Source organism: Ensifer canadensis (assembly GCF_017488845.2).
Taxonomy (GTDB): domain Bacteria; phylum Pseudomonadota; class Alphaproteobacteria; order Rhizobiales; family Rhizobiaceae; genus Ensifer; species Ensifer canadensis.
This window is the reverse complement of the sequence record NZ_CP083370.1, coordinates 3,508,303-3,532,178: the sequence shown is the minus strand read 5'-3', so window position 1 is coordinate 3,532,178 and position 23,876 is coordinate 3,508,303. Positions and strand designations below refer to the sequence as shown.

Annotated in this window: 25 protein-coding genes; 11 read left to right on the top strand and 14 right to left on the bottom strand. The window is 62.0% G+C overall.

The genetic code is table 11. From position 1 onward, the window contains the following. Positions 1-89: 89 nt before the first annotated feature. The 3 genes from J3R84_RS17205 to J3R84_RS17195 form a co-directional block, all read right to left on the bottom strand. Positions 90-593, bottom strand: a complete 504-nt coding sequence (locus J3R84_RS17205) for an invasion associated locus B family protein (RefSeq protein WP_025425200.1) — start codon at positions 591-593, stop codon at positions 90-92. A gap of 408 nt (positions 594-1,001) precedes the next feature. Next, complete coding sequence (locus J3R84_RS17200) at positions 1,002-1,379, bottom strand: YkvA family protein (RefSeq protein WP_025425199.1); 378 nt, start codon at positions 1,377-1,379, stop codon at positions 1,002-1,004. Positions 1,380-1,440: 61 nt separating this feature from the next. Further along, complete coding sequence (locus tag J3R84_RS17195; RefSeq protein WP_025425198.1) at positions 1,441-1,758, bottom strand: 4a-hydroxytetrahydrobiopterin dehydratase; 318 nt, start codon at positions 1,756-1,758, stop codon at positions 1,441-1,443. An 86-nt stretch (positions 1,759-1,844) separates the two neighbouring features. On the opposite strand from J3R84_RS17195, the gene J3R84_RS17190 reads away from it, so the two are divergent. Further along, a complete protein-coding gene (locus J3R84_RS17190; RefSeq protein ID WP_025425197.1) occupies positions 1,845-2,321 on the top strand; it encodes a low molecular weight protein-tyrosine-phosphatase in 477 nt (158 codons plus the stop codon). On the opposite strand, the gene thpR is transcribed toward J3R84_RS17190, so the two are convergent. Both thpR and J3R84_RS17180 read right to left on the bottom strand, forming a co-directional pair. Continuing rightward, the gene (gene thpR, locus J3R84_RS17185; protein ID WP_025425196.1) at positions 2,258-2,848 is read right to left on the bottom strand and encodes an RNA 2',3'-cyclic phosphodiesterase; all 591 of its coding nucleotides are present in this window, start codon (positions 2,846-2,848) and stop codon (positions 2,258-2,260) included. The two genes, J3R84_RS17190 and thpR, sit on opposite strands and share 64 nt — an antisense overlap. Positions 2,849-2,962: 114 nt before the next feature. Next, a complete protein-coding gene (locus J3R84_RS17180) occupies positions 2,963-3,604 on the bottom strand; it encodes an arylesterase (protein ID WP_025425195.1) in 642 nt (213 codons plus the stop codon). Positions 3,605-3,671: 67 nt separating this feature from the next. On the opposite strand from J3R84_RS17180, the gene J3R84_RS17175 reads away from it, so the two are divergent. The 4 genes from J3R84_RS17175 (at position 3,672) to J3R84_RS17160 (ending at position 8,584) form a co-directional block, all read left to right on the top strand. Next, positions 3,672-4,397, top strand: coding sequence for an ABC transporter ATP-binding protein (locus J3R84_RS17175; protein WP_025425194.1), 726 nt, complete (start codon positions 3,672-3,674; stop codon positions 4,395-4,397). Next, positions 4,394-6,946, top strand: a complete 2,553-nt coding sequence (locus J3R84_RS17170; protein ID WP_203528732.1) for an ABC transporter permease — start codon at positions 4,394-4,396, stop codon at positions 6,944-6,946. Before J3R84_RS17175 ends, J3R84_RS17170 begins: the two co-directional genes overlap by 4 nt. A gap of 221 nt (positions 6,947-7,167) precedes the next feature. Further along, positions 7,168-7,905: a Bax inhibitor-1/YccA family protein gene (locus J3R84_RS17165; RefSeq protein ID WP_025425192.1), complete on the top strand. Its 738-nt coding sequence runs from the start codon at positions 7,168-7,170 to the stop codon at positions 7,903-7,905. Between the two features lie 121 nt (positions 7,906-8,026). Next, the gene (locus J3R84_RS17160) at positions 8,027-8,584 is read left to right on the top strand and encodes a GNAT family N-acetyltransferase (protein WP_025425191.1); all 558 of its coding nucleotides are present in this window, start codon (positions 8,027-8,029) and stop codon (positions 8,582-8,584) included. 67 nt (positions 8,585-8,651) lie between these two features. On the opposite strand, the gene J3R84_RS17155 is transcribed toward J3R84_RS17160, so the two are convergent. From J3R84_RS17155 to acnA, 3 genes are all read right to left on the bottom strand, one after another. Further along, positions 8,652-9,056, bottom strand: coding sequence for a DUF2794 domain-containing protein (locus J3R84_RS17155; protein WP_038576579.1), 405 nt, complete (start codon positions 9,054-9,056; stop codon positions 8,652-8,654). 413 nt (positions 9,057-9,469) lie between these two features. Continuing rightward, positions 9,470-10,243: a DUF1223 domain-containing protein gene (locus J3R84_RS17150; RefSeq protein WP_025425189.1), complete on the bottom strand. Its 774-nt coding sequence runs from the start codon at positions 10,241-10,243 to the stop codon at positions 9,470-9,472. 183 nt (positions 10,244-10,426) lie between these two features. Continuing rightward, positions 10,427-13,117 carry an aconitate hydratase AcnA gene (acnA, locus tag J3R84_RS17145; protein ID WP_203528734.1) on the bottom strand — a complete coding sequence of 897 codons (2,691 nt, stop codon included), beginning with the start codon at positions 13,115-13,117 and terminating at the stop codon, positions 10,427-10,429. 270 nt (positions 13,118-13,387) lie between these two features. Between acnA and ccmA the strand changes: the two genes are divergently transcribed. The 5 genes from ccmA to J3R84_RS17120 all read left to right on the top strand — a co-directional run bounded on the left by ccmA (position 13,388) and on the right by J3R84_RS17120 (position 16,463). Then, positions 13,388-14,038 (top strand): heme ABC exporter ATP-binding protein CcmA, encoded by a 651-nt coding sequence (gene ccmA, locus J3R84_RS17140; RefSeq protein ID WP_025425187.1) that lies wholly within the window; start codon positions 13,388-13,390, stop codon positions 14,036-14,038. Between the two features lie 39 nt (positions 14,039-14,077). Further along, positions 14,078-14,737, top strand: coding sequence for a heme exporter protein CcmB (ccmB, locus tag J3R84_RS17135; RefSeq protein ID WP_025425186.1), 660 nt, complete (start codon positions 14,078-14,080; stop codon positions 14,735-14,737). Between the two features lie 177 nt (positions 14,738-14,914). Then, positions 14,915-15,676 (top strand): heme ABC transporter permease, encoded by a 762-nt coding sequence (locus J3R84_RS17130; RefSeq protein WP_025425185.1) that lies wholly within the window; start codon positions 14,915-14,917, stop codon positions 15,674-15,676. Positions 15,677-15,681: 5 nt separating this feature from the next. Next, a complete protein-coding gene (ccmD, locus tag J3R84_RS17125; RefSeq protein ID WP_171520373.1) occupies positions 15,682-15,858 on the top strand; it encodes a heme exporter protein CcmD in 177 nt (58 codons plus the stop codon). Then, entirely contained in the window at positions 15,855-16,463 is a 609-nt protein-coding gene (locus tag J3R84_RS17120; RefSeq protein WP_025425184.1) for a DsbE family thiol:disulfide interchange protein, read from the top strand. Before ccmD ends, J3R84_RS17120 begins: the two co-directional genes overlap by 4 nt. A gap of 284 nt (positions 16,464-16,747) precedes the next feature. On the opposite strand, the gene J3R84_RS17115 is transcribed toward J3R84_RS17120, so the two are convergent. From J3R84_RS17115 to J3R84_RS17090, 6 genes are all read right to left on the bottom strand, one after another. After that, positions 16,748-17,341, bottom strand: coding sequence for a DUF2585 domain-containing protein (locus J3R84_RS17115; RefSeq protein ID WP_025425183.1), 594 nt, complete (start codon positions 17,339-17,341; stop codon positions 16,748-16,750). After that, entirely contained in the window at positions 17,338-17,970 is a 633-nt protein-coding gene (locus tag J3R84_RS17110; protein ID WP_025425182.1) for a septation protein A, read from the bottom strand. Before J3R84_RS17110 ends, J3R84_RS17115 begins: the two co-directional genes overlap by 4 nt. Before the next feature lie 198 nt (positions 17,971-18,168). Continuing rightward, positions 18,169-19,860, bottom strand: coding sequence for a signal recognition particle-docking protein FtsY (gene ftsY / locus J3R84_RS17105; RefSeq protein WP_025425181.1), 1,692 nt, complete (start codon positions 19,858-19,860; stop codon positions 18,169-18,171). 18 nt (positions 19,861-19,878) lie between these two features. Further along, entirely contained in the window at positions 19,879-21,153 is a 1,275-nt protein-coding gene (mtaB, locus tag J3R84_RS17100) for a tRNA (N(6)-L-threonylcarbamoyladenosine(37)-C(2))-methylthiotransferase MtaB (RefSeq protein WP_025425180.1), read from the bottom strand. Continuing rightward, the gene (dapF, locus tag J3R84_RS17095) at positions 21,150-22,055 is read right to left on the bottom strand and encodes a diaminopimelate epimerase (protein WP_171520372.1); all 906 of its coding nucleotides are present in this window, start codon (positions 22,053-22,055) and stop codon (positions 21,150-21,152) included. Before dapF ends, mtaB begins: the two co-directional genes overlap by 4 nt. A 106-nt stretch (positions 22,056-22,161) precedes the next feature. After that, a complete protein-coding gene (locus J3R84_RS17090; protein WP_025425178.1) occupies positions 22,162-23,175 on the bottom strand; it encodes an MBL fold metallo-hydrolase in 1,014 nt (337 codons plus the stop codon). Between the two features lie 129 nt (positions 23,176-23,304). On the opposite strand from J3R84_RS17090, the gene J3R84_RS17085 reads away from it, so the two are divergent. Continuing rightward, positions 23,305-23,787 carry a MarR family winged helix-turn-helix transcriptional regulator gene (locus J3R84_RS17085; protein WP_025425177.1) on the top strand — a complete coding sequence of 161 codons (483 nt, stop codon included), beginning with the start codon at positions 23,305-23,307 and terminating at the stop codon, positions 23,785-23,787. The last annotated feature ends 89 nt before the right edge of the window (positions 23,788-23,876 follow it).

Here is a 23,876-nt window from a genome sequence, read left to right as displayed (position 1 = left end):
TGCTCAAGAGTCACGCGCAGGCGTCAATCCTGAATGCAAAAAGGCCGGCGTCAGGCGCCGGCCTTGTGTTCTGCCAAAGTGGCGAGAGCCTACTTGCAGGCTTCGATCTGCTTCAGTGCAGCCGAGATGCCCGACAGCGAATAGGCGTAGGTGGTCGTGGTGCCCTTGCGCGACTTGGCGTTGACCGACATCGCCTTGCCGGTCTTCATCGCGGCAACGAGCGCCGGCTCTTCAGCGGCGTTCTCGACCCAGGCAGAGTTGCCCTTGGTGAACATCACGAAGGTGCGGCCGTCGATGACGACGTTGACCTTCGAGTTCTCCTGCAGCGGGTAGCCCATCATGGCCTGCGGCTCGTAGCTGATGTTCTGGCCGGGGCGCTGGGAAACGAGGAAGAAGATGTCGCCGTGGTCGACGCCGGCCGGGCTCTTTTCCTTCGGAACCGACAGGACATAGCAGACCTTGCCGCCGCCGGAATTGTAGGAATAGGCGCCCCAGGCGTTGAACTGCTGGATGCGCGTCGGAGACTGGGCGGCAGCCATGCTGGCGGTTGCCAGAACGAGTGCGATTGCGGTTGCGATCTTTCTTACAAACATGAGGTCCTGCCGCTTTTCTTGCTTTTCGATCACCCGAAACAGGTCAGACGGGCGACGCGTAGTCATGATTTCAATTGTTGTGACTTAATTCAGGTTACCAAACCGTCAACGAGGGCCAAAATCCGCTGGTTTCAGCCCCGAAACGAAGCATTTGTCGCCTTCGCTCCAGCATCCGCAGATCTGCCGTCCGTCAATTTTTTGGAGCGCTCTTCCGGCGTCGAGTGTTCGGCGCCTCGAACAGCTCTTCCGGATCGTTTCCTGCCCCATGCCATTCCAAACAACGCGCGTCTCAACCAAGACGTTTCGATGCGTGTCGTTCCAAAATGTCTATGCCACAAAGAATTGGGCAAGAGTTTGACTTTTGGGCAGGAATACGGCGGACACACGGACGGACCGCATTTTCCGCGGTCATTCCTCGGGATTGTCGGCCAGCGTCTCGTCGGCCTTGAGGTAGTGGGCTTCCTTGATTTGCCCGCTGATGGCGGCAAAGGCGGCAGTCAGAACCGCGACATCATCGGAAAATCCGACGACGGCGAGCACATCGGGAAGGAAGTCGAGCGGCAGCACGAAATAGGCCAGTGCCGCCAGCAGGATGCCGCGCGTGCGCGTCGGCGTCTTCGGGTCGATCGCGCAATAATAGGCAGCCACGAGTTCCCGGCTGAACGGTATCTGCCGGGCGGCGCGGCGAAAGGTCGGCCAGAAGCGTCGCTTGACGCGCTTTTCCCTGCGCTCCTGTTCGGATTCTTCGCCGGGCAGGAGAATTTCACCAATCTTTACGTCGTCCATCGCCTCGCTTCCGATGTTGCAACGCTCAACAATATGGGAAGTGCCAGATCCATTTCAAAATCTATTTCAAATGGTCGGGCATGCGGCCGGCCGCAGCCTTGTCCATTCTGGCAGCCAGCTTGAAGTCCAGTTCGGTGAGGCCGCTGGCGTCGTGCGTCGTGAGCGTCACGTCGACGCGGTTGTAGACGTTGAACCATTCCGGGTGATGATCGAGCTTTTCGGCAACGATCGCCATCTCCGTCATGAAGCCGAAAGCCTCGACGAAATTCTTGAAGCGAAAAGCTTTCCAGATGGAGGCGCCGTCTTCGGCGCGCACCCACCCTTCCATCTTGTGCAAATGCTCGGCGATTGCCGCCTCGTCGAGTTTCTCCGGCCTCATCCGTTCCTCCCTTTCACCGCGTCTGTTCCAAGGCTGTGCCGCCGCGTATAAGTCGGCTGGCCTCTTATCTCCTTGAAAGGGATAGCATGAAACCGGTCCGAATTCTTTTTGTTTGTCTCGGCAATATCTGCCGGTCACCTCTGGCTGAAGGCGTGCTGCGCGAGCTCGCGGCGCAAAAGGGTCTGGCGTCACAGATTTCTGTCGATTCTGCCGGTACGGGTGGGTGGCATATCGGCGATCCACCGGACCGCCGGTCGATCGAGGCGGCGCGCCGGCACGGCATCGACATTTCCGGCCTTCGCGGGCGCAAGGTTTCAAAGGCCGACTTTGCGGCGTTCGACCTGATCCTCGGCATGGATGGGGAGAACGTCAAGACGCTTCGCCAGCTCGCGCCGGCGGGGCTTGAAGACAGGATCGATCTGTTTCTGAGCTACGCTTCGGGGCGGGACCAGGACGTTCCTGATCCCTATTATGACGGTCCCGAAGCGTTCAAACGCCTTTACCAGATGTTGGAGGCCGGATGCTCGTCGTTGCTGGAAAGGCTCGAAGAGCGGACTTCGTGAAGCGGAAACACCTCTTCGGTGAGGTAGGGGCCGCCGCCGACGGAATCGCGCGACGACAAAAGCACGAAACGTGAGACGGTGAAGGGTGAGGCCATGAAGTTGCCGCGTCCGGAGAGATATTCGACCACATCCTCGACGCGGCTGGAGCGCAGCCTTGCAAGCGTGACATGCGGCGTGAACTTGCGCGGGTCGGCCGGCAGCCGCAGCCTCTGGCAGATGCGCTCGATTTCGGCCTGCAGCGCGTACATTTCCGGGTGATTGCTGACCCCAGCCCAGACCGAGTGTGGCTTCTTCGAGCCGAAGGCGCCGGTGCCGGTCAGTTGCAGCTGGAATTCCGGTCTTTCGATCCGGTCAAGCTTGTCGATGATCTCGTCTGCGGTGCGCCAGTCGACGTCACCAATGAAGCGCAAGGTGATGTGGTAGTTCTCCACATCGATCCAGCGAGCTCCGGGAAGACCTCCGCGCAGCAATGAAAGACTCATCGCAACATTGCGCGGAATTTCGAGGGCGGTGAATAGTCTCGGCATGGCGAGCTCCCCGAATCTCTTGCAGATGTCTCAGCGAATCACGCATCGAGTCTGCAGGCAACTACTATTTGACGCTTGCGAATATTAACACTCTCTTAACTGTGGATGATTTGTTCACTCCGCCTTTGACAATGTTGCAATGAAACGTTCGACCACGGGCAGCGCCTTATCGACCATCGTGCCGACGCCGTTGCCGTTCGGGTGCATGCCGTCCTCAAGCTTGAGTGCTGCGTCGGTGACAACGCCGTCGAGGAAGAAGGGGTAGAGCTGCAGCCCGTATTTCTCTGCGAGTTCCGGATAGATCGGATTGAACCGGGCGGCATAGTCGGCACCCATGTTCGGCGGCGCCATCATGCCGGCGAGCAGCACGGCGATGCCGCGCTCCTTCAATCGTGAAATCATCGCCTCGATGTTCTTGCGGGTTTCTTCCGGCGGAATGCCGCGCAACGCGTCGTTGGCGCCAAGCTCCAGGATGACACCCTTGGTGCCGTCGGGTATCGACCAGTCGATGCGCGCAAGGCCGCCTGAGCTGGTGTCGCCAGAAACGCCGGCGTTCGCCACCGTGACATCGAGGCCCTTTTGCTTCAACGCCTTTTCAAGCCGGGCCGGGAAGGCATCCTCGGGAGGCAGCTGATAACCCGCCATCAGGCTGTCGCCGAAGCCGACGAGGCTGATCGTTTCGGCCCGTGCTGCCGCCGATAACGCAATTGTCATTGCGAGCCCCAAGAAAAACCGTTGAAATCCTTTTAATGCCATGGGTCTGTTCCTAAATCGCGGGTGCTGTTTTCTTATTCCCTTTCCGTTTCATATAGGATTGTTTCGCTTGGCCAGTACCATCATCGAGCTCAAAAATGCCGACCTCACCCTCGGCGAAGCCGCGGCCTCGGTGCATGTGCTGAAAGGCATGAGCCTGACAATCGACGCCGGCGAGTCCGTCGGCATCGTCGGGCCTTCCGGTTCGGGCAAGTCGACGCTGCTGATGGTGCTGGCTGGCCTTGAACGGCTGGACCGCGGCGAAATCATTATCGACGGCACGCCGCTGCACCGGCTGAACGAGGACAGGGTCGCCGACTTCCGCGGGCGCAACATCGGCATCGTCTTCCAATCCTTCCACCTCATCCCCAACATGACAGCCCTCGAAAACGTTGCCGTGCCGCTCGAACTCGCCAATGTTCCCGGCGCCTTCGAGATCGCGCGCAAGGAGCTTGTGGCCGTCGGCCTCGGCGAGCGCTTGAGCCACTATCCCGGCCAGCTTTCCGGCGGCGAGCAGCAGCGCGTGGCGATCGCCCGTGCACTCGCGCCGTCGCCGAAGCTGCTGATCGCCGATGAGCCGACCGGCAATCTCGATGACGAGACGGGCCGGCAGATCGCCGATCTGCTTTTCGCCGAACAGCGTGACCGGGGCATGACACTGGTGCTGGTCACCCATGACGCAGCGCTCGCGGCCCGTTGCTCGCGGCAGGTGCGGGTGCGCTCCGGCGAGATCATTTCCAGTGGCGCGTTCGAACCGGTCGTCGAAACGCAGCGCCAGGAAGCGGCATCCGCATGAGCGAGGCCCTCGCGATCCGACTGCGCCCACTGCTCGCCCTGCGGCTGGCGTTGCGCGAAATGCGCGGCGGCCTCAAGGGGTTCTATATCTTCCTCGCCTGCATCGCGCTTGGCACGGCGGCGATCGCCGGCGTCAACTCGCTGTCGCAATCGATCACCGCGACGATCGCGTCCCAGGGGCGCGAGCTGCTTGCCGGCGACATCCGCTTCGAGCTCAACAACCGGGTGGCAACGACAGAGGAGCGCGCGTTCCTCGACGGGCTCGGACCCGTCTCGGTTTCAGCGGGCCTTCGCTCCATGGCGCGTTTGCCCGATGGATCGAACCAGGCACTCGTCGAGTTGAAAGCCGTCGATGCAGCCTATCCGCTCTATGGCAAGCTGGAAAGCCAACCGGATCAGCCGCTTGGCAGTCTGCTGGCGCGGCAGGGCGACGTGTTCGGTGCGGTGGCCGCACCGCTGTTGCTTGATCGCCTCGGCATTTCCGTCGGTGATGAAATCCTGCTGGGCAATGCCCGCATCAAGATTTCAGGCAAGATCGTGCGCGAGCCGGATGCGCTCTCCGACGGATTCGGCTTCGCACCGCGCCTGATGGTTTCGGATGAAACGCTCAACGCATCGGGTCTCGTGCAGACGGGAAGTCTTGTCGAATACGGCTACAAGGTGAAGGTGAGCGATCCGACCCGGGTCGACGCGGTCCGCGGCGACGCCGAGACGCGCTTTCCGTCGGCCGGCTGGTCGATCCGCACCAGCTCCAACGCGGCCCCGTCGCTGACCGCCAATATCACCCGTTTTTCGCAGTTCCTGACGCTTGTCGGGTTGACGGCCCTGATCGTCGGCGGCGTTGGTGTCGCCAATGCCGTGCGCGCCTATCTCGACCAGAAGCGCAGCGTCATAGCCACCTTCAAGTGCCTGGGTGCGCCTGCCTCGCTGGTGGCGATGATCTATCTGTCGCAGATCCTCCTGATCGCTCTGATCGGCATCGCCATAGGGCTTGTTCTCGGTGCGCTCATTCCCTTCGTCGCCGCACAGTTTCTTGCCGATCTGCTACCGATTTCGACGGAGTTCAGGCTCTATCCCGGTGCGCTCGGCATCGCCGCCCTGTTCGGCGTGTTGACGGCGCTTGCGTTCGCCATCCTTCCGCTCGGCCGCGCACGCGGCATCCCGGCGACAGCGCTCTTTCGCCAGCAGGGCTTCGACCCCTCGGGCTTTCCCGCATGGCCCTATCTGGTCGGCGCGTTCGCCTGCCTGGGCGCGCTTGCAGGACTTGCCATCTGGACCGCCTATGACCGCTACATCTCGCTCGTGTTCCTCGGCGCGATCGCCTTCGCCTTCATCGTTCTGCGTCTCGTCTCGCTGCTGATCTCATGGCTTGCGCGCCGTAGCCCGCGCGTCAACTCGCCGTCGTTACGGCTGGCGATCGGCAACATCCATCGACCGGGCGCGCTCACGCCTTCGGTGGTGCTGTCGCTCGGCCTCGGTCTTGCGCTTCTCGTCACGCTTGCGTTGATCGACGGCAATCTTCGGCGCGAACTGACCGGCAGCATGGCCGAGCGGGCGCCCAATTTCTTCTTCGTCGATATCCAGGGAAGCGAAATCGAGGGGTTCCGCGCGCTGCTCAACGGATCGATGCCTGATGGCAAGGTCATCGAAGTGCCGATGCTGCGCGGCCGTATCGTCGCCTTCAACGGCGAGGACGTGAACAGTCGCAACGTCCCGCCGAGTGGCCAGTGGGTGCTGCGCGGCGACCGCGGCATCACCTATGCCAAGAACAAGCCGGAGAATTCGACGCTTGCAGAAGGCAGCTGGTGGGCGCCCGACCATAGCGGCGAGCCGCTGGTGTCGTTTTCGGCGGAAGAGGCGCGCGAGCTCGGATTGAAGATCGGCGACATGGTGACGGTCAACGTGCTTGGCCGCAACATCACCGCCAAGATCGCCAACTTCCGCAATGTCGAATGGGAATCGCTGTCGATCAACTTCGTGATGGTATTCTCGCCCAACACCTTTGCCGGCGCTCCGCATGCGTGGCTCGCAACGGTGATCGATCCCGGCGCGACGCCGGAGGAGGAGGCGACGGTGCTGAAAGCCGTGACCAACGCCTATCCGACGATCACCAGCGTGCGGGTAAAGGATGCTCTCGACATTGTGAACGCGCTTCTCGGGCAGCTGGCAACGGCGATCCGTGCTGCCGCCGCCGTCGCGCTCGTCGCCTCCGTCCTGGTGCTGGCCGGCGCGCTTGCTGCCGGCAATCGGGCGCGCATCCACGATGCGGTGGTGCTGAAGACGCTGGGCGCCACGCGCGCCACGCTGATCCGTGCCTTCAGCTACGAATACATCATCCTTGGCCTTGCAACCGCGGTCTTTGCGCTGTTTGCGGGCGGCGTCTCCGCCTGGTACGTCGTCAGCCGGATCATGAAGCTGCCGTCGAGTTTCCTGCCGGATGTTGCGGTTGCCACGGTCGTCATTGCGCTGGTGATGACTGTTGGCATCGGGCTTGCCGGCACCTGGCGTGTGCTGGGTCAGAAGGCGGCGCCGGTCCTGCGGGAGCTCTGAGCGGACGGAGTTAACCGTAAATCCCTGTCATACAAGGCCATAAACGCCCAGGCTGTGCCGAATCACGGGTCTGAAGGTCTTGTACGCAAGGGCTTTCGGCATCATATTTATCCACAGGCATGCTGGAGCCCCGCAGCGGCGCCTGGGCATGGGATGATGGCCGATCGGTCAGGTCATCCGCCCGACACCGTAAGTTCAACCGGGGCTTAAATGAGGAAACAATGGCTGATCTGAGAAACTACCAAACCCGAATGTCGCCCGCCGGCGCTCAGGCGGGTGCCGTGATCGACGAAGGCCTTCGCACCTACATGCTGAAGGTCTACAACTTGATGGCCCTCGGCCTGGCGATCACCGGCCTGGCAGCTTACGGAACATTCGCGCTTGCCGTCTCCAATCCGGCATTCGCCCAACTTCTCTATGCGTCGCCCCTGAGATGGGTCGTCATGCTCGCTCCGCTGGGTCTCGTGTTCTTCATGAGCTTCCGCATCAATAGCATGAGCGTTTCTGCCGCGCAGATGACGTTCTGGGTCTATGCGGCCCTGATGGGCGTTTCGCTGTCGTCGATCTTCATGGTCTTTACCGGCCAGAGCATCGTGCAGACGTTCTTCGTGACCGCCGCCTCGTTTGGTGCACTGTCGCTCTACGGCTACACCACGAAGAAGGACCTGTCCGGCATGGGCTCGTTCCTGATCATGGGTCTGTTCGGCGTCATCATCGCGTCGATCGTCAACATCTTCCTCGGCTCTTCGGCACTCGGCTTCGCAATCTCCGTGATCGGCGTGCTGATCTTCGCAGGCCTCACCGCCTACGACACGCAGAAGATCAAGGAAATGTACTACGATGCCGACGACAGCACCGTTGCTGGCCGCAAGGCGATCATGGGCGCGCTGACGCTCTACCTCGACTTCATCAACCTGTTCATGTTCATGCTGCAGTTCATGGGCAACCGGAACAACTAAGCCTGAAGAGATTGACGGAAAAGGCGGCTTCGGCCGCCTTTTTTGTTGCCCGGAAAAGGGCTTGATCCACGGGTGCGATCCATGTGACTGAATGAAAAAATCCAACCGTCAAGATCCTTCCATGTCCCTGACCCTGCGCGACGCCACCGTCTCCGATCTGCCCACCATTGCCGAGATCTATCGCGAATCCGTTCTGAACGGCGTGGCGACCTATGAGGTCGCGCCTCCGTCGCAGGCGGAAATGGCAGCGCGCTTCTCCACCATCGTCGGCCATGGTTATCCCTACATCGTCGCGATCGACGCGGCGGGCATGATCATCGGCTACGCCTATGCCTCGGCCTTCCGCACGCGGACGGCCTATCGCTTCCTGGTCGAGGATTCGATCTACCTGGCGCCTTCGGCACGGGGGAAGGGGGCAGGAAGGATGCTGCTCGCCGAGCTTGTTCGCCGCTGCACGGCGCTTGGATTTCGCCAGATGGTGGCGGTCATCGGCGGTGCCCATCCCGCATCGATCGCGGTCCATCAATCATTGGGTTTCGAACATCATGGGCTGATGAAGGCGACCGGCTTCAAGCATGGACGGTGGCTCGATACCGCGATCATGCAGCTTGCGCTGGGCGATCGAGCGACGAGCGATCCGCCCGAGGGCGTCTACCCGGATACGCTTTATCAAGCCTGAGGGCAGATGTCAGCGAAGCCAGAGCCGGCATGTGGGCCTGACTCTCCGATCGTTCCGATGTGGCGTCTCAGGTTTCGACCAGCTTGAGCGCCTTGTCGAAAACCTTCAGGACCTGTCCGAGCTCGTGCCCGCGCTTCAGAATCGTGCCGTGGACGTTGAGCACGCTAAAGGCACCTTGCTTGGCCGCCAGCTTCGGGTTTTTTTCGATGCGGAAGAGAGGCATCTCGCCCGCGCGCTTGAAAACGGAGAAGACGGCGCGGTCCTTCAGGTGGTCAATGGCGTAGTCGCGCCATTCGCCTTCGCCGACCATGCGGCCGTAGACCCACAGGATCTGGTCGAGTTCTCGGCGGTGAAAGGTGATGGGAGGAGCATTCCGGGCGTTCTTGTATTCCGAGAGATCGACGACCACTTCAGAAGTGGTCTGGCGCTGATGTCGCGCCTCGCCTCGCGGCAAATCCGGCTCATCGGTCATCGGCAATCCGGCCTTCTGTTGTGACAGAACGATAACAGTTTGCCTGACACGAGCCGAAAAGCAAGCCGGAACCGGCCGGAGCCGCTGGGTGCAGATGGCATTTCTTGCCTCTGCCCCATTTCAGTCAAATCGCCGCCCCAATTCACCGCAAAACTCGCGGGCGCTGACGGACAGAGTCGTTGCCACCGTATGTCCGGTCAGATCGTCATGCTGCGTGACCTTCAAAGAACGCAGTCATGGCCGGTTCGGTCCGGTAACTTCGAACCCTCAGCCCCAGCCCCTCGATGCTGCCGGGCCGAACCACCCCTTACAGCGCCGCGCGTCAAGTATGACGCGCAAAGGACGCTGTAATGGTTCAGGCATGCCGCCTATTTTCCCTAAATCGATTCCGACTTAAAGCGTCCTGCAGCCGCTCACAGTTTGCCCTGCGGGCCGGCGAGCACGGCAGTCGCGCCGATGATCGCGCCCGGGGTTTCAGCATCCTTCATCGACTGCAACAGCACCGCGCAGCCGCTTTTGCCACGCTGCTCCGTCAGGACGGTTGCAGGCAGGGTGAAGGTCGCAGGCTTGCCATCCCACATGCCAATGGTCTGGATATCGCGCACTGCGTGCCAGTAGGCGATCTTCTTGCCGCTGTTTTCGCCTTTCTCGACATTGACGATCTTCGCCCGGTCGAAATAGACGACGACGACATTTGCCTTGCCGTCACCCGCGCCGACCTTGATCGAAATCTCCTCGCCGTTGATCTTCGCGTCAACCGGAACGGCAAGCCCCTTGCCGGCGGTCTTCATGGCGTCGAGCCGGGATTTGATCGCCTGCAGATTGGCGCCGTTGACGTGGTCGCGACCGTTGAGGATCGCCTGCGGTGTGTAGACGCCATTTCGACCCAGCATGCGGGCATAGGCATATTGCCGGTCTGTGTTCTCTGTCGAGGCGAGCGTGTCTTTCCAACCGAGATAGTTCCAGTAGTCGACGTGATAGGACAGCGCCACCACGTCGCCGTCATCGACCAGCTTCTTCAAGGCGGCATCGGCTGGAGGGCAGGAGGAACAGCCCTGGCTGGTGAAGAGTTCGACGACGCCTTTGATAACCTTGCCATCCTCAGCCATAGCCGGAACCGACGCTGCAGCAAAAAGCCCGAAAGCCATTGCAACGGGGCGAAGGAAATATCTGTCTGCGAATGTCATGGCGTCACTTCATTGGCGGCCGACAGGCCTACTTCACGGGGAAGTCCATTACATACGACGCCGATGCTTCAACGGGAAGTCACGTTGGAGTGAGGATATGGGCAGGCAACCTATAGGAAACGTGAAAAGGCCGGGACACCTTGCGGTATCCCGGCCTTTCAATGTTTCAAGCAACCAGAGCGATCAGGCGGCGAGGTCGCGCAGAACCGTCTGCAGGATGCCGCCATTGTTGACGTAGGTGACTTCATCGAGCGTATCGATGCGGCAAACGAGCGGAACGTCCTTCACGCTGCCGTCGCCATAGGTGATCTTGGCGACGCGCTTTTCGCGCGGCTGAACGTTGGCGAGATTGTCGATCGTGACGATCTCGTCGCCCTTCAAGGCCAGCGATTCCCAAGTCGTTCCCTGTTCGAAGACGAACGGGATGACGCCCATGCCGACCAGGTTCGAGCGGTGGATACGCTCGAAGGACTGGGCGATCACGGCCTTGACGCCGAGCAGGTTGGTGCCCTTTGCAGCCCAGTCGCGCGACGAGCCATTGCCGTATTCGACGCCGGCGAAGATGACGAGCGGAACGCCCTCTTCCTTGTACTGCATGGCCGCATCGTAGATCGACATCTCTTCCTTCGACGGATAGTGGATGGTGTAGCCACCTTCCTTGCCGTTCGGGCCGAGCATGTGGTTGCGGATGCGGATGTTGGCAAAGGTGCCGCGCATCATCACCTCATGGTTGCCGCGACGCGTACCGTACTGGTTGAAGTCGGCGACGCCGACGCCATGGTCGATGAGGTACGAACCGGCCGGCGAAGCCGCCTTGATCGAACCGGCCGGCGAGATGTGGTCGGTGGTGATCTTGTCGCCGAACAGGCCGAGAACGCGAGCACCCTTGATATCGGAGATGCCCAAGCCGGACTTGCCCATGCCAACGAAGTAGGGCGGGTTCTGCACGTAGGTCGAACCATCGTCCCAGGCGTAGGTCTGGCCCGGAGGAACCTGAACGGCCTGCCAGTTTTCGTCGCCCTTGAACACGTCGGCGTACTTGGTCGCGTAGAGTTCGCGGGTCACGTACTTGAAGATGAACTCCTGGATTTCCTTGGAGGTCGGCCAGATGTCCTTGAGGAAGACCGGGTTGCCGTCCCGATCTTCGCCGAGCGGCTCGTTGGTCAGGTCCTTCTGAACCGTTCCGGCGAGTGCATAGGCGACGACGAGCGGCGGCGAGGCGAGGTAGTTGGCCTGAACGTCCGGCGAAATACGGCCTTCGAAGTTGCGGTTGCCGGAGAGAACGCCGGCGGCAATCAGGCCCTTGTCGTTGATCGTCTTGGAGATCGGGGCCGGCAGCGGACCGGAGTTGCCGATGCAGGTGGTGCAGCCGAAGCCGACGAGGTTGAAGCCAAGCGCGTCGAGGTCCTTCTGCAGGCCCGACTTGGCGAGGTATTCGCCGACGACCTGCGATCCCGGTGCAAGCGAGGTCTTGACCCACGGCTTGGACTTCAGGCCCTTGGCAACGGCGTTGCGGGCGAGAAGGCCGGCGGCGATCAGAACCGACGGGTTGGACGTGTTGGTGCACGACGTGATCGCAGCGATGGCAACGTCGCCATGGCCGAGATCGAAGACGGTGCCTTCGACAGCGTAGCGGTTCGAAAGCTGGCCCGGCTTCTTGTAGTCGCCTTCGAGGGCGGTTGCGAAACCGGATGCAATGCTTTCCAGCGGGATGCGGCCTTCCGGACGCTTCGGACCGGCCATGGCCGGAACAACGTCGCCGAGGTCGAGTTCGAGCGTGTCGGTGAACACCAGCTCGGAGCCGTCACCATCGCGCCACATCCCTTGAGCCTTGGAGTAGGCTTCGACCAGCGAAATGCGCTGTTCTTCGCGGCCGGACATGGTGAGGTAGTTGATGGTTTCGCTGTCGACCGGGAAGAAGCCGCAGGTGGCGCCGTATTCCGGACCCATGTTGCCGATGGTGGCGCGGTCGGCGAGCGTCATGTTGTCGAGGCCGGGGCCGAAGAATTCGACGAACTTCGAAACAACACCCTTCTTGCGCAGCATCTGCACGACCATCAGCACGAGGTCGGTCGCCGTCACGCCTTCCTTGAGCTTGCCCGTGAGCTTGAAGCCGATGACCTCGGGCAGCAGCATGGAGACCGGCTGGCCGAGCATCGCGGCTTCAGCCTCGATGCCGCCGACGCCCCAGCCGAGAACGCCGAGGCCGTTGATCATCGTCGTGTGGCTGTCGGTGCCGACGCAGGTGTCCGGGTAGGCCGTGATTTCGCCGTCTTCTTCACGGGTCCAGACAGTCTGGCCCAGATATTCCAGATTGACCTGGTGACAGATACCGGTGCCGGGCGGCACGACGCGGAAGTTCTTGAACGCCTGCTGGCCCCACTTCAGGAAGCGGTAACGCTCGCCGTTGCGCTGGTATTCCAGCTCGACGTTGCGGGCAAAGGCGTTCGGAGTGCCGAATTCGTCGACGATAACCGAGTGGTCGATGACGAGGTCGACGGGCACCAGCGGGTTGATCTTTTCCGGATCGCCACCAAGCGACACCATGGCGTCGCGCATGGCAGCGAGGTCGACAACGGCGGGAACGCCGGTGAAGTCCTGCATCAGAACGCGGGCCGGGCGGTAGGCGATTTCGTTTTCGGCGGTGCCCTTGTCGTTCAGCCAGGCTGCGACGTTCTCGATGTCCTTCTTGGTGACGGAGCGGCCGTCTTCGTTGCGCAGCAGGTTTTCGAGCAGCACCTTCATCGAGTAGGGGAGCTTCGAAACGCCGGCAAGACCGTTCGCCTCAGCCTTGGGCAGGCTGTAATAGACGTAGTCGACACCGTTGACGGTGAGCGTGGAGCGACAATTGAAACTGTCTAGGGACTTGGACACTGGATAATACCCCGTTCCGTCTGATCGCCAAAAACTGACGTACGAACGCCCGAGCGCAATGAAGCGCGAATTGGGATGCGGGTGCGGCCATTTCCGCTGTCCGTACGTGGAAATTCATTCCATGTTCGGCGCTAGGATGAAATTCACGCCGACCGCTGGCGTGTTGGCCGCCTTATAGATAATTTCTCCAAATCGTGCCAGACCAACCAAGGTCCAATCGGGACTTTTTTTTGCCCTGCGGCAAAGAGTGTAAAGGGAAACTGAAAATTCATGCGCCTGCTGGCTGAAGGTCTGAGTGCGAGGCGAGGCGAGGATCTGATTTTTAACGATATTTCCTTTGCTCTTAGTGCCGGCGAAGCCCTTGTGGTGACGGGTCCGAACGGGTCGGGAAAATCGACTTTGCTGCGTGTTCTGGCCGGTCTTCTCATGGCTGAAAAGGGCAGTCTCAAACTTGAGAATGGCCCTCCTGAAATGCGCCATCCGTCAGAGCTCAGCCACTATCTCGGCCACCGAAATGCGATGAAACGCGAGCTGACCGTCGCGGAAAATCTTTCCTTCTGGAAAAACTTCATGGGTGATTCGCCCGGTGGCTCGGGCAGGGACCTGGTCGAAGCGGTGGAAGCCGTCGGCCTTCCTGGGATCGCGCACCTACCCTTCGGCTATCTTTCGGCCGGCCAGCAGAGGCGCATGGCGATGGCCAAGCTGCTTGTCGCCCACCGTCCGATCTGGATCCTCGACGAGCCGACGGCGGCGCTCGACGCCGGTGCCGACAGGCTTTTTGCCGGATTGGTCAACGCGCATCTGGATCAGGGCGGCATCGTCGTTGCGGCCACGCATCAGCCGCTCGGGCTCGAGCGCACTGGGGAATTGCGGATGACCGGCTTTGCCGGCGTCGGCGGAGGCATGTGGCATGACGCGTAATCTGGCGATCGCGGGCAAAGAGATGAAAGGGGCGTGCAGGTGATCGCGCTCTTCCTCCGCGACCTCAAGCTTTCCATCCGCGCCGGCGGCGGCGCGATGATCGGCGTTTTGTTCTTCATGACGGTCGTCGCCGTCATCCCCTTCGGTGTCGGCCCTGACCTTAATCTTCTCGCGCGGATCGGGCCTGCCATCCTGTGGATCGGGGCGCTGCTCGCGTCGCTGCTCGGTCTCGACCGGCTGTTCCAGGCGGAGCGCGAAGACGGGTCGCTCGATCTGATGCTGATGCAGGAAACGCCGCTGCTCGCCACCGTGTTCGTCAAATGCGCGGCCCACTGGGCCGCCACCGGCCTGCCGCTGGTGATCGCTGCACCGCTGCTCGGCCTGTTCATGAACATGGACGAGCTTGCAATCGGCGCCACCATGCTGACGCTGCTTGTCGGAACGCCGGCGATCACCTTCATCGGTGCCGTCGGTGCGGCCGTTGCCGTGTCGCTGCCGCGCGGTGGTCTGCTGGTGTCGATCCTGGTGCTGCCGCTTGCCATTCCGGTGCTGATCTTCGGCGTCAGCGCCGTCTATGCGGCGATCGAGGACCCGGCCCCGTTTCTGCCGCCCTTGATGATATTGATGGCAATCACCCTGTTTTTTGCCGTCATCGGGCCGGTTGCCGCCGCCGCGGCGCTTCGCCATGCGTCCGACTGACGCGGATGGTGCGGGAAACCGATAAACTGTTTGCGGTTTTCCGTCTGTCTCCCGCTCTAACCTGTTAAAATCGATGACGTTTATGATCGTTGGGTTGATGCGACAGAAGAACCATCGTGATCTCGTGATTGACGGGGATCAATTGCAGCAAAGGGCCTTAGGCGTTAAAGAGCCATCATGAGCGAAAACAGCCTTGCTATCCGCAAATTCAGCGATCTCGCCAACCCGACGCGGTTTCTGGCGCTGGCCGATCGCGTCCTGCCGTGGTTTGCGGCGCTGACGGCGCTTTTCTTCGTCCTCGGCCTCTGGCTGTCGTTCACGACGGAAGGCGACTATCAGCAAGGCGAGACGGTGCGCATCATGTATGTGCATGTGCCGGCCGCCTGGCTGTCGATGATGTGTTACTCGGTGATGGCGCTCGCTGCCATTGGCACGCTCGTCTGGCGGCATCCGCTGGCCGACGTGTCGTCGCGGGCCGCAGCGCCGATCGGCGCCTGTTTCACCTTCCTGGCGCTCGTCACCGGCTCGCTGTGGGGCAAACCGATGTGGGGCGCCTGGTGGGTTTGGGATGCACGACTGACGTCGGTCTTCGTGCTGTTTCTGATGTATCTCGGGCTGATGGCGCTCAACCGCGCCATCGACGACCCGGCGCGTTCGTCGCGCGTCTCGGCCGTGCTGGTGCTGGTCGGCTTCGTCAACATTCCGATCATCAAGTTTTCGGTCGAATGGTGGAACACGCTGCATCAGCCGGCGAGCGTACTCAGGCTTGATGGCCCGACGATCGACCCGGAGTTTCTCCGCCCGCTCGTCGTCATGGCCATCGCCTTCACGCTTCTGTTCTTCACGCTGCACATCGCCGCCATGCGCAACGAGATCTGGCGCCGGCGTGTGACGTCGCTTCGCCGTCTGGCGGCCCGAAGTGCCGGCCGGGAGGTCTGATCCAAATGATGAGCCACGCTGCCTATGTTTTTGCCAGCTACGGGATCGCGACGCTGACCGTCGTCGGCCTCTGTCTCTGGGTGATCGCCGACGGGCGCGCGCGCCAGCGTGAGCTGCGCGAACTCGAAGCGGCAGGGGTACGCCGGCGTTCGGCGGAAGCAGCAACCGGAGAGCCGCGATGACAAGCAGCCCCGCACCCGGTAGCGAGGAGCGCAAGCCCGGAGCCCTGCGTGTCGGCCTTGCGCTGCTGCCGCTGGCGATCTTCGCGGCGCTTGCCGCCATCTTCTGGAGCCAGCTCAATTCCGGCAAGGATGTCAGCGAAATCCCCTCGGCGCTGATCGGCACCAAGGCGCCGATGCTCGACATGTCGCCGCTCGAAGGCGCGACCCGGGACGGCCAGCCGATGCCGGCGCTGACCGACGCTGCCATCAAGGGCAAGCTGACGCTGGTCAATGTCTGGGCTTCCTGGTGTGTGCCGTGCCGGCAGGAGCATCCGTTCATTCTCGAACTGTCGAAGGACGAGCGTCTGACGGTCGTCGGCATCAACTACAAGGACCAGAACGAAAACGCCCTCCGGTTCCTGGGCGAACTCGGCAATCCCTTTGCAGCCGTCGGTGTTGATCCGCGCGGCAAGGCGGCGATCGACTGGGGCGTCTACGGTATTCCCGAATCCTATCTCGTCGGCGCCGACGGCACGATCCTTTACAAGCGCGTCGGTCCGTTCGACGAGAAGAGCGTGAAGGAAGGGCTGATGCCGGCGATCGAGAAGGCTGCCGCTGGTTCTTGAGCGGTTCAGGCCAAGTCCGCAATTGACCTCGTAACGTTTCGTGCAACGGCTACGATTCGCGCCTCATCCTGTGCTCGTCACAGGGATCCAGCCACGGTGCGTCCGCACCGTGAATGACCATGGGCTGCTTAATTTTCCAAGAAAGTTCGCCTTGCAGTCAGGGCGGAGTCTCGCGCGCCGCCGACGCGGCGCTGCTGGATCCCTGTGACAAGCACAGGGATGAAGGAGGTTGATTGTTCGCCTCCAGCCAACTTTCCGGGGGCGGGGATGAGCGAACCGCCGCCTTAAATCGCCGCCTGCCACTCGCGAATTGCATCCAGCGGCCAGACCAGCATCAGCACATTGAGGGTGAGGTTGTCGCGGATCAGCCAGCCGGTGAAGAGTTCGAAGCCGATGGCGATCAAAACGGTCAGCCAGACGGGCATGCGGGCGGCAAACAGGAAGCCGGCGACCATGGCCAGCGTGTCCATCGTCGAATTGAGGATGCTGTCGCCGAAATAGTCGAGCGAGATCGTCGCCGAGCGGTAGCGGTCGATCACCATTGGGGTGTTTTCGGCGATCTCCCAGGCGGATTCGATGACCATCGCCAGGAACAGCTTGGCGGTCAGTGGCTTGCCGCGCAGAAGCAGGTGGCCGAGGCCATAGAACAGGAAGCCGTGGATGATGTGCGACGGCGTGTACCAGTCAGCAATGTGCTGGGAATTGCCGCTCGATTTGACGACGGGTTCGAAGATTTTGACGTAGCCGCAGTCGCAGATCCAGATGCGACCCATCAGATGCTGGGTGATGACCTGGATCGCGAGAACGCCGACACAGGCCACGAACCAGAGCAGCGCCCGCCGGTTCTGACTGTCATTGCCGTCGATGGCTGTGCTCACTTGGCGCTATCCTGATCCAGCGAATGCTTCATGATCAACGGCATTTGCGCCAGTGTAAACAGGATGGTGATGGGCATCGTGCCCCAGACCTTGAACGCCACCCAGAAATCGGTGGAGAACGAACGCCAGATGACCTCGTTGAGTACGGCCAGCACCAGGAAGAAAATGCCCCACCGCACCGTCAGCTTGCGCCAGCCGTCTTCATCGAGCTTGAAGGCGGAGTGGAAGACGTAGCCGAGCAACGACTTGCCGAAGAGAAGCCCGCCGAGCAGGATCGTGCCGAACAGCGTGTTGACGATCGTCGGTTTCATCTTGATGAAGGTATCGTTCTGCAGCCAGAGGGTCAGCGCGCCGAAGACGAAGACGACGATGCCGGAGATCAGTGGCATCATAGGCAGCGTGCGCGTCAGCATCCAGGAGACCACGAGCGCAATCGCGGTGGCGGCCATGAACAGGCCGGTCGCGATGAAGATCGGGCCGCCGAGTTCGGAGAGCGTCGGGAAATGTCCGGCCAGCCACTCGCCGCGGGAATTGGCGAAGAAGAAGACCATCAGGGGTCCGAGCTCCAGCACCAGCTTCAACAGCGGGCTGACTTCCTTCTGCGGCTTGGTAGCCTCGATCGTCGACATTTCGGGATCCTGTTTTTGCATGTGCCTGCCGCTCATAACACCAGCTTTGCGGCAAAACCATATCAAGGCAGCCGGCTTGCGCAAACGCCACCGGACATTTCCGTAAATCGGAACCGATTTACGGGCAAATCATGCTGCCGATCAAAGATTGCCTCTTATGGCGCATTGCCTCGAACAAGACGTGGCGGACATCCGCCGTCACGCGGCGACGCCCGCGATCGCCTCGGCGAAATCCTTGGCCTCGAATGGTTCGAGATCGTCGATGCCTTCGCCGACGCCGATGAAATAGACCGGCAGCTTGTGCTTGGCGGAGATGGCGACGAGAATGCCGCCGCGGGCCGTGCCGTCGAGCTTGGTCATGATCAGCCCGCTGACGCCGGCGACGTTGCGGAAGATCTCCACCTGCTGCAGCGCGTTCTGGCCGGTGGTGGCGTCAAGCGTCTGCAGCACCGTGTGCGGTGCGTCCGGGTCGAGCTTGCCGAGCACGCGCACGATCTTTTCCAGTTCGGCCATCAGCTCGGCCTTGTTCTGCAGCCGACCCGCGGTGTCGATGATCAGCACGTCGGCCTTCTTTTCGCGCGCCTGCTGGAAGGCCTCATAAGCAAGGCCGGCGGCATCGGCGCCGAGCTTCGATGAAACGATGTCGGACTTGGTGCGATCGGCCCAGATCTTCAGCTGCTCGATGGCGGCGGCGCGGAAGGTGTCGCCGGCGGCGAGCATCACCTTGAGGCCGGCGCCCGACAACTTGGCCGCGAGCTTGCCGATCGTCGTGGTCTTGCCCGTGCCGTTGACGCCGACGACCAGGATGACATGCGGCTTGTGGCTGAGGTCGAGTTCCAGCGGCTTGGCGACGGGCGAAAGCACCTTGGTGATTTCGCCGGCCATGATCCGCGACACGTCCTCGCCGGACACGTCCTTGCCGTAGCGCTCGGAGGCGAGCGTATCGGTGATGCGCATGGCAGTCTCGACGCCGAGATCGGCCTGGATCAGCAGATCCTCCAGGTCCTGCAGCGTCGCCTCGTCGAGCTTGCGCTTGGTAAAGAGGCTGGCGATCTGGCCGGTCAGTTGCGACGAGGTGCGGGCAAGCCCGCGGCGCAGGCGCTGATACCAGGTAAGCTTGGGCTGTGGCGCGGCAACGGGCTCTTCCTGCGCGCGCTCGGCAGCGCTGGCAAAACCCTTCGGCAGGCTGGCGGCAATAACAGCTTCGGGGGCAGGTGCTTCGGGCAGCGGCGTTCCGAGGACCGGCTCCTCGGGGACCGCTGCCTCTGAAACTGGCGCCTCGAAAACACTGTCGTCTTGTTCGACGACATCCTCGACAGGTGCCGCATCTGCAGCCAGTTCATCGCTCGCATCGTCGCCGATCGGCTGATCTTCGACGGCTGCGATTTCCTCCTGCTCGGCCAGATCCTCTGGCTCGACAGGCGGCTCTTCCGGTGCTGTTTCCTGAAGCGCGGCGTAGGCCTCAAGCGCCTCTTGCGTTGTGGGCGACAGTTCTCCCTGTTCTGCCGCTGCATCCACGGGCACGACCGCGTCTTCGCTGACAGAGGTATTCTCGTCGTTGCGCGCCTCGTCCGATGCCGGTCCGCCCGCGGTCTCGATCTCGGCCGGCAGGATCGGGTCCTCGACGGCAAGCGGCAGGGCTTCGATATCAGACAGCGGCTCAAGCAGTTCTTCAGAGGCTTCTTCGGCCGCGGACTGCTCGGCAACGGGCTCGTCGATTTCTACGTCGACCGGGGCGATCGCCTCGGGGATAACGGGCTCCGGCGCCGGCGGCACTTCGGCCGGTACCGCTGCTGCGACGTCCGCTTCCGGCGCGGCATCCTGCGGCTTGGTTTCCTCGACAGTGCCCTTGCCGAAGGAGAAGATCTTCTTGATGAAACCGATTGCCATTCAGGGATTCCGCATGAGTCAGGCCGCAGCCATCTGTTTTACCTGCATCGTCAGATGCTTGCCATTGTGGCCGGTGATCGTGACCGGCACAAGCGCACGGGGTTTGAGGCCGGCGGCGTCGACGAGCGTGAAGTTTTCGGTGTGAGCGAGGCCGTTGTTTTCGACCAGCAGCGTCTGCGCGCTGCCGACCATGCCTTCGAGATGGCGGGCATAAAGGGCCGCGCCCGTCGCGCGAAGGCGGGCGGCGCGATCCTTGACCAGCGCCCGGTCAAGCTGCGGCATACGCGCTGCCGGCGTGCCGGGACGGGGGCTATAGGGAAAGACGTGCAGATGGGCGATGCCGCAATCCTTGGCAAGCCGCACGGCATTTTCAAACATCTCTTCGGTTTCCGTCGGGAAGCCGGCGATCATGTCGGCGCCGAGACTGATATCGGGGCGCAAGCGCCGGACCTTGTCCGTGAAGGCGAGGGCGTCGGCGCTCGAATGGCGACGTTTCATGCGCTTCAGGATCATGTCGTCGCCATGCTGCAGCGACAGATGCAGATGCGGCATGAAGCGCGCTTCGTCGGCAATCAAATCGAACAGATGGCCGTCGGCCTCGATGCCGTCGATCGAGGAAAGGCGCAGGCGGCGGATATCCGGCACCTGTTTGAGAAGCGTCTTTGCCAACAGTCCCAGCGTCGGGGTTCCCGGCAGATCGGCGCCGTAGCTCGTCGCATCGACGCCGGTGAGCACGATCTCGCTGTAGCCGCCCTCGACGAGCCTGCGTGCCTGGTCGACCACCGCACCCATCGGTACCGAGCGGGAATTGCCGCGTCCATAAGGGATGATGCAGAAGGTACAGCGGTGATCGCAGCCGTTCTGCACCTGGATGAAGGCGCGTACGTGACCGTCGATATGCTTGACCATCTGTGGTGCTGTGGCCCGCACGCTCATGATGTCGTTGACGCGCAGCTTTTCTTCCGCCGAGACGCCGAAATCGGGCAGCGATCGGTAGGAGGCGCTTTTCAGCTTCTCCTCGTTGCCGAGCACGGCGTCGACCTCGGCCATACCGGCGAAGGTTTCCTTCTCCGTCTGGGCGGCGCAGCCGGTGACAATGATGCGGGCATGCGGGTTGTCGCGGCGGGCGCGGCGGATCGCCTGGCGCGCCTGGCGCACGGCCTCGCCGGTCACCGCACAGGTGTTGACGAGGATGGCGTTGTTCAACCCCGCCTTTTCGGCTTCCGCCCGCATCACTTCGGATTCGTAGGTATTGAGACGGCAGCCGAAGGTTATGACCTCGACGCCGCTCAAAGCGCCCGGGCCTCGGCGGTTCCCGGTTGGGTTTCATCGCGCTGCCAGGCGCCGGTCGCAGGGTCGACGGTTCCCGACCATTCCCATTCGGCCGGGCCGGTCATGACGACATGGTCGTCCGCTTCACGCCACTCGATCGACAGTGGGCCACCGGGCACGTTGACGATCACCCTGCGGTCGGTGCGGTCGGTCCGGGCGGCGCTGACGGCCGCAGCACAGGCAGCAGAACCGCAGGCAAGCGTCAGGCCGGCCCCGCGTTCCCAGGTTCTGAGGTCCAGTTCATTTCGCGAAAGCACGCGCGCAATCGAGATGTTGGCCCGCTCCGGGAACATCGGGTGGTTTTCGAGCAGCGGCCCGAAGCGTTCGAGGTCATAGGACCAGACGTCGTTGTCGACCCAGAAGATCGCGTGCGGATTGCCCATCGAGGCAACCGACGGCGAATGCAGCACGGGATTGTCGATCGGGCCGATCTGCAGCTCGATCCGGCGCGTGTCGTGAAACTCTTCCGACAGCGGGATTTCGTCCCAGCCGAAGCGCGGGCTTCCCATGTCGACGGAGATCGTGCCGTCGTCGTGCTCCTTGGCTTCGAGCAGGCCAGCAACCGTATGGAAGAGAAAGGCCTTCTTACCGGTTTCGGCGGCAAGCGCCTGGACGACGCAGCGCGTGCCGTTACCGCAGGCCTGGGCCATCGAGCCGTCGGAATTGACGATATCGATCCACGCGTCGGTGCCGGCGGCCTTCGGATCGTGGATCGCCATGATCTGGTCGAAGGCGGTGGCCGGATCGGCGTTGAGCGATATGGCAGCCTGCGGCGTCACGCGGTCGCGGCGGCCGCGCATGTCGACGACCAGGATCTTGTTTCCAAGCCCGTTCATTCTGGCAAATTGCACGTTGTCGACCATGTCGCGATTGTCCAAACCAGCCTCGCCAAGCGGAGGCACCCTTCATTTGGGCTGTATATGGCGGAAAAGCCCGGAAATTACCAGTGCCGGCTTCCCAGTGCCGGCTTCATTGGCGCGTCGACGACGAAGGCGGCACATCGAAGATTTCGCCCGGGCGCATGGCCCTGAAGCGCGTGCGGGCAATCTCGGCCTCGTCAAGCGCCTGTTCGAGCGCCTTGACCGGTGCATCGACGCCTTCATCGGTCAAGCGGAAGGTTCCCCAGTGGTGCCCAGCCACGTGGTCGGCGGCGCAGTCGATCATGCCCTGCACCGCCTCTTCCGGGTTCTGGTGATGATCCTGCATGAACCAGCGCGGCTCGTAGGCGCCGAAGGGCAGGTTGGCGAGGCGGAAGCCGCCATGTTTTTCGCGGGCGGCGCGATAGTTGATGCCGCCGTGAAAGCCGGTGTCGCCGACGTGGTAAATCTTGCCAACAGGGGTTTCGATGACGAAGGCCGCCCAGAGCGCCATGCGGCGATCGCCGGAGCCGCGCGCCGACCAGTGATGGCAGGGCTCGGCATGGATCACCAGTTCGTCTTCAAGGTCCAGCCGGTCGCCCCAGTCGAGAACGGATATGGTCGCGTCCGGCACGGCGCGGCGGATGATTGTGTCGTTGCCGAGCGGCGTGACGATCAGCGGACTGTGCTCTTCGTTGAGGGCTGCCAGCGTATCGAGATCGAGATGGTCGTAGTGGTTGTGGGTGACGAGCACGAGGTCGATCGGCGGCAGATCGTCCATCTCGATGCCTGGCGCATTGCGCCGTGCTGGGCCGACGAAGGAAAACGGGCTCACCCTGTGTGCCCAGACCGGGTCGGTCAGTATGTTGAAGCCATGCACCTGGATCAAAAGGCTCGCGTGGCCGATCATCGTCACCCGCAGGCGGTCGGCCTCGATGCTCAGATCCGGCTTTGCCTGCTGAAACGGGCTTGGATAATGCGTCGGCCACCTCACCTTGCCTCGACCGAGCTGCCAGCGCAGAAGGTCGCCCATGCCCCGCGGCTGCCGGCCATTGGGGTTGAAGAACCGCGTTCCGTCGAAGTGGTCGGAGGCGGGCCCCCGATAATAAGGATTGACCTTCGGCATCGTCGCTTTCCGGCGATTGTTTGGTGGCGGTGTCTGAAAAAGATAGGCGCTTGCGATGCGTCGTGACAGGGTGAGGGGACAAGGTTTAAGAAATTCTTGAAAATAGCAACTTGATTGCTATCGTGCCTCATGCTGGTTCGCTTCGACAAACAGGAACGTCTGTACAAGGCCATCAAACTGGTCCGGCCGATCCATCTCAATGTGCATCGTTCGATCGAGCACATGCTGGAAGGTTCGGGCATATCCGTCGCCGAAAGGGCGGTGCTCGAGCTTCTCTGCGTGGAGCCATTGACAGTGCCGGAGGCGGCGCGGCGGTTGTCGATGAAACGGCAGTTCGTGCTGCGCGTCGTCGTCGGACTGCTGGAAAAGGGACTTCTGGAAAAGCAACCCAACCCGGAACATCGACGCGCCTATTTCTGTGCGCCGAGCGTTGTCGGTCGCGACCTGTTCGAGGCCATCCACCGGCGCGAACTCGAATTGCTGCACGCGGTTCTGGGCGATATCAACCAGACCGAAGTGGTTGCGGCACTCAGGGTCATGACCCGCGTCGCGACGGCGTTCGATGAGCTGGCACGTGAACTTGGCGCAGCGGATGACAAGGAAGGCTCTTGACCGCCGGGATTGGTGCTGTGAGCGTCGCGGCGCAGTCCGTGCCTGAAATCCCTGCTGCCGGATTTGCCGGCCGTTCTTGACTTTTCGGC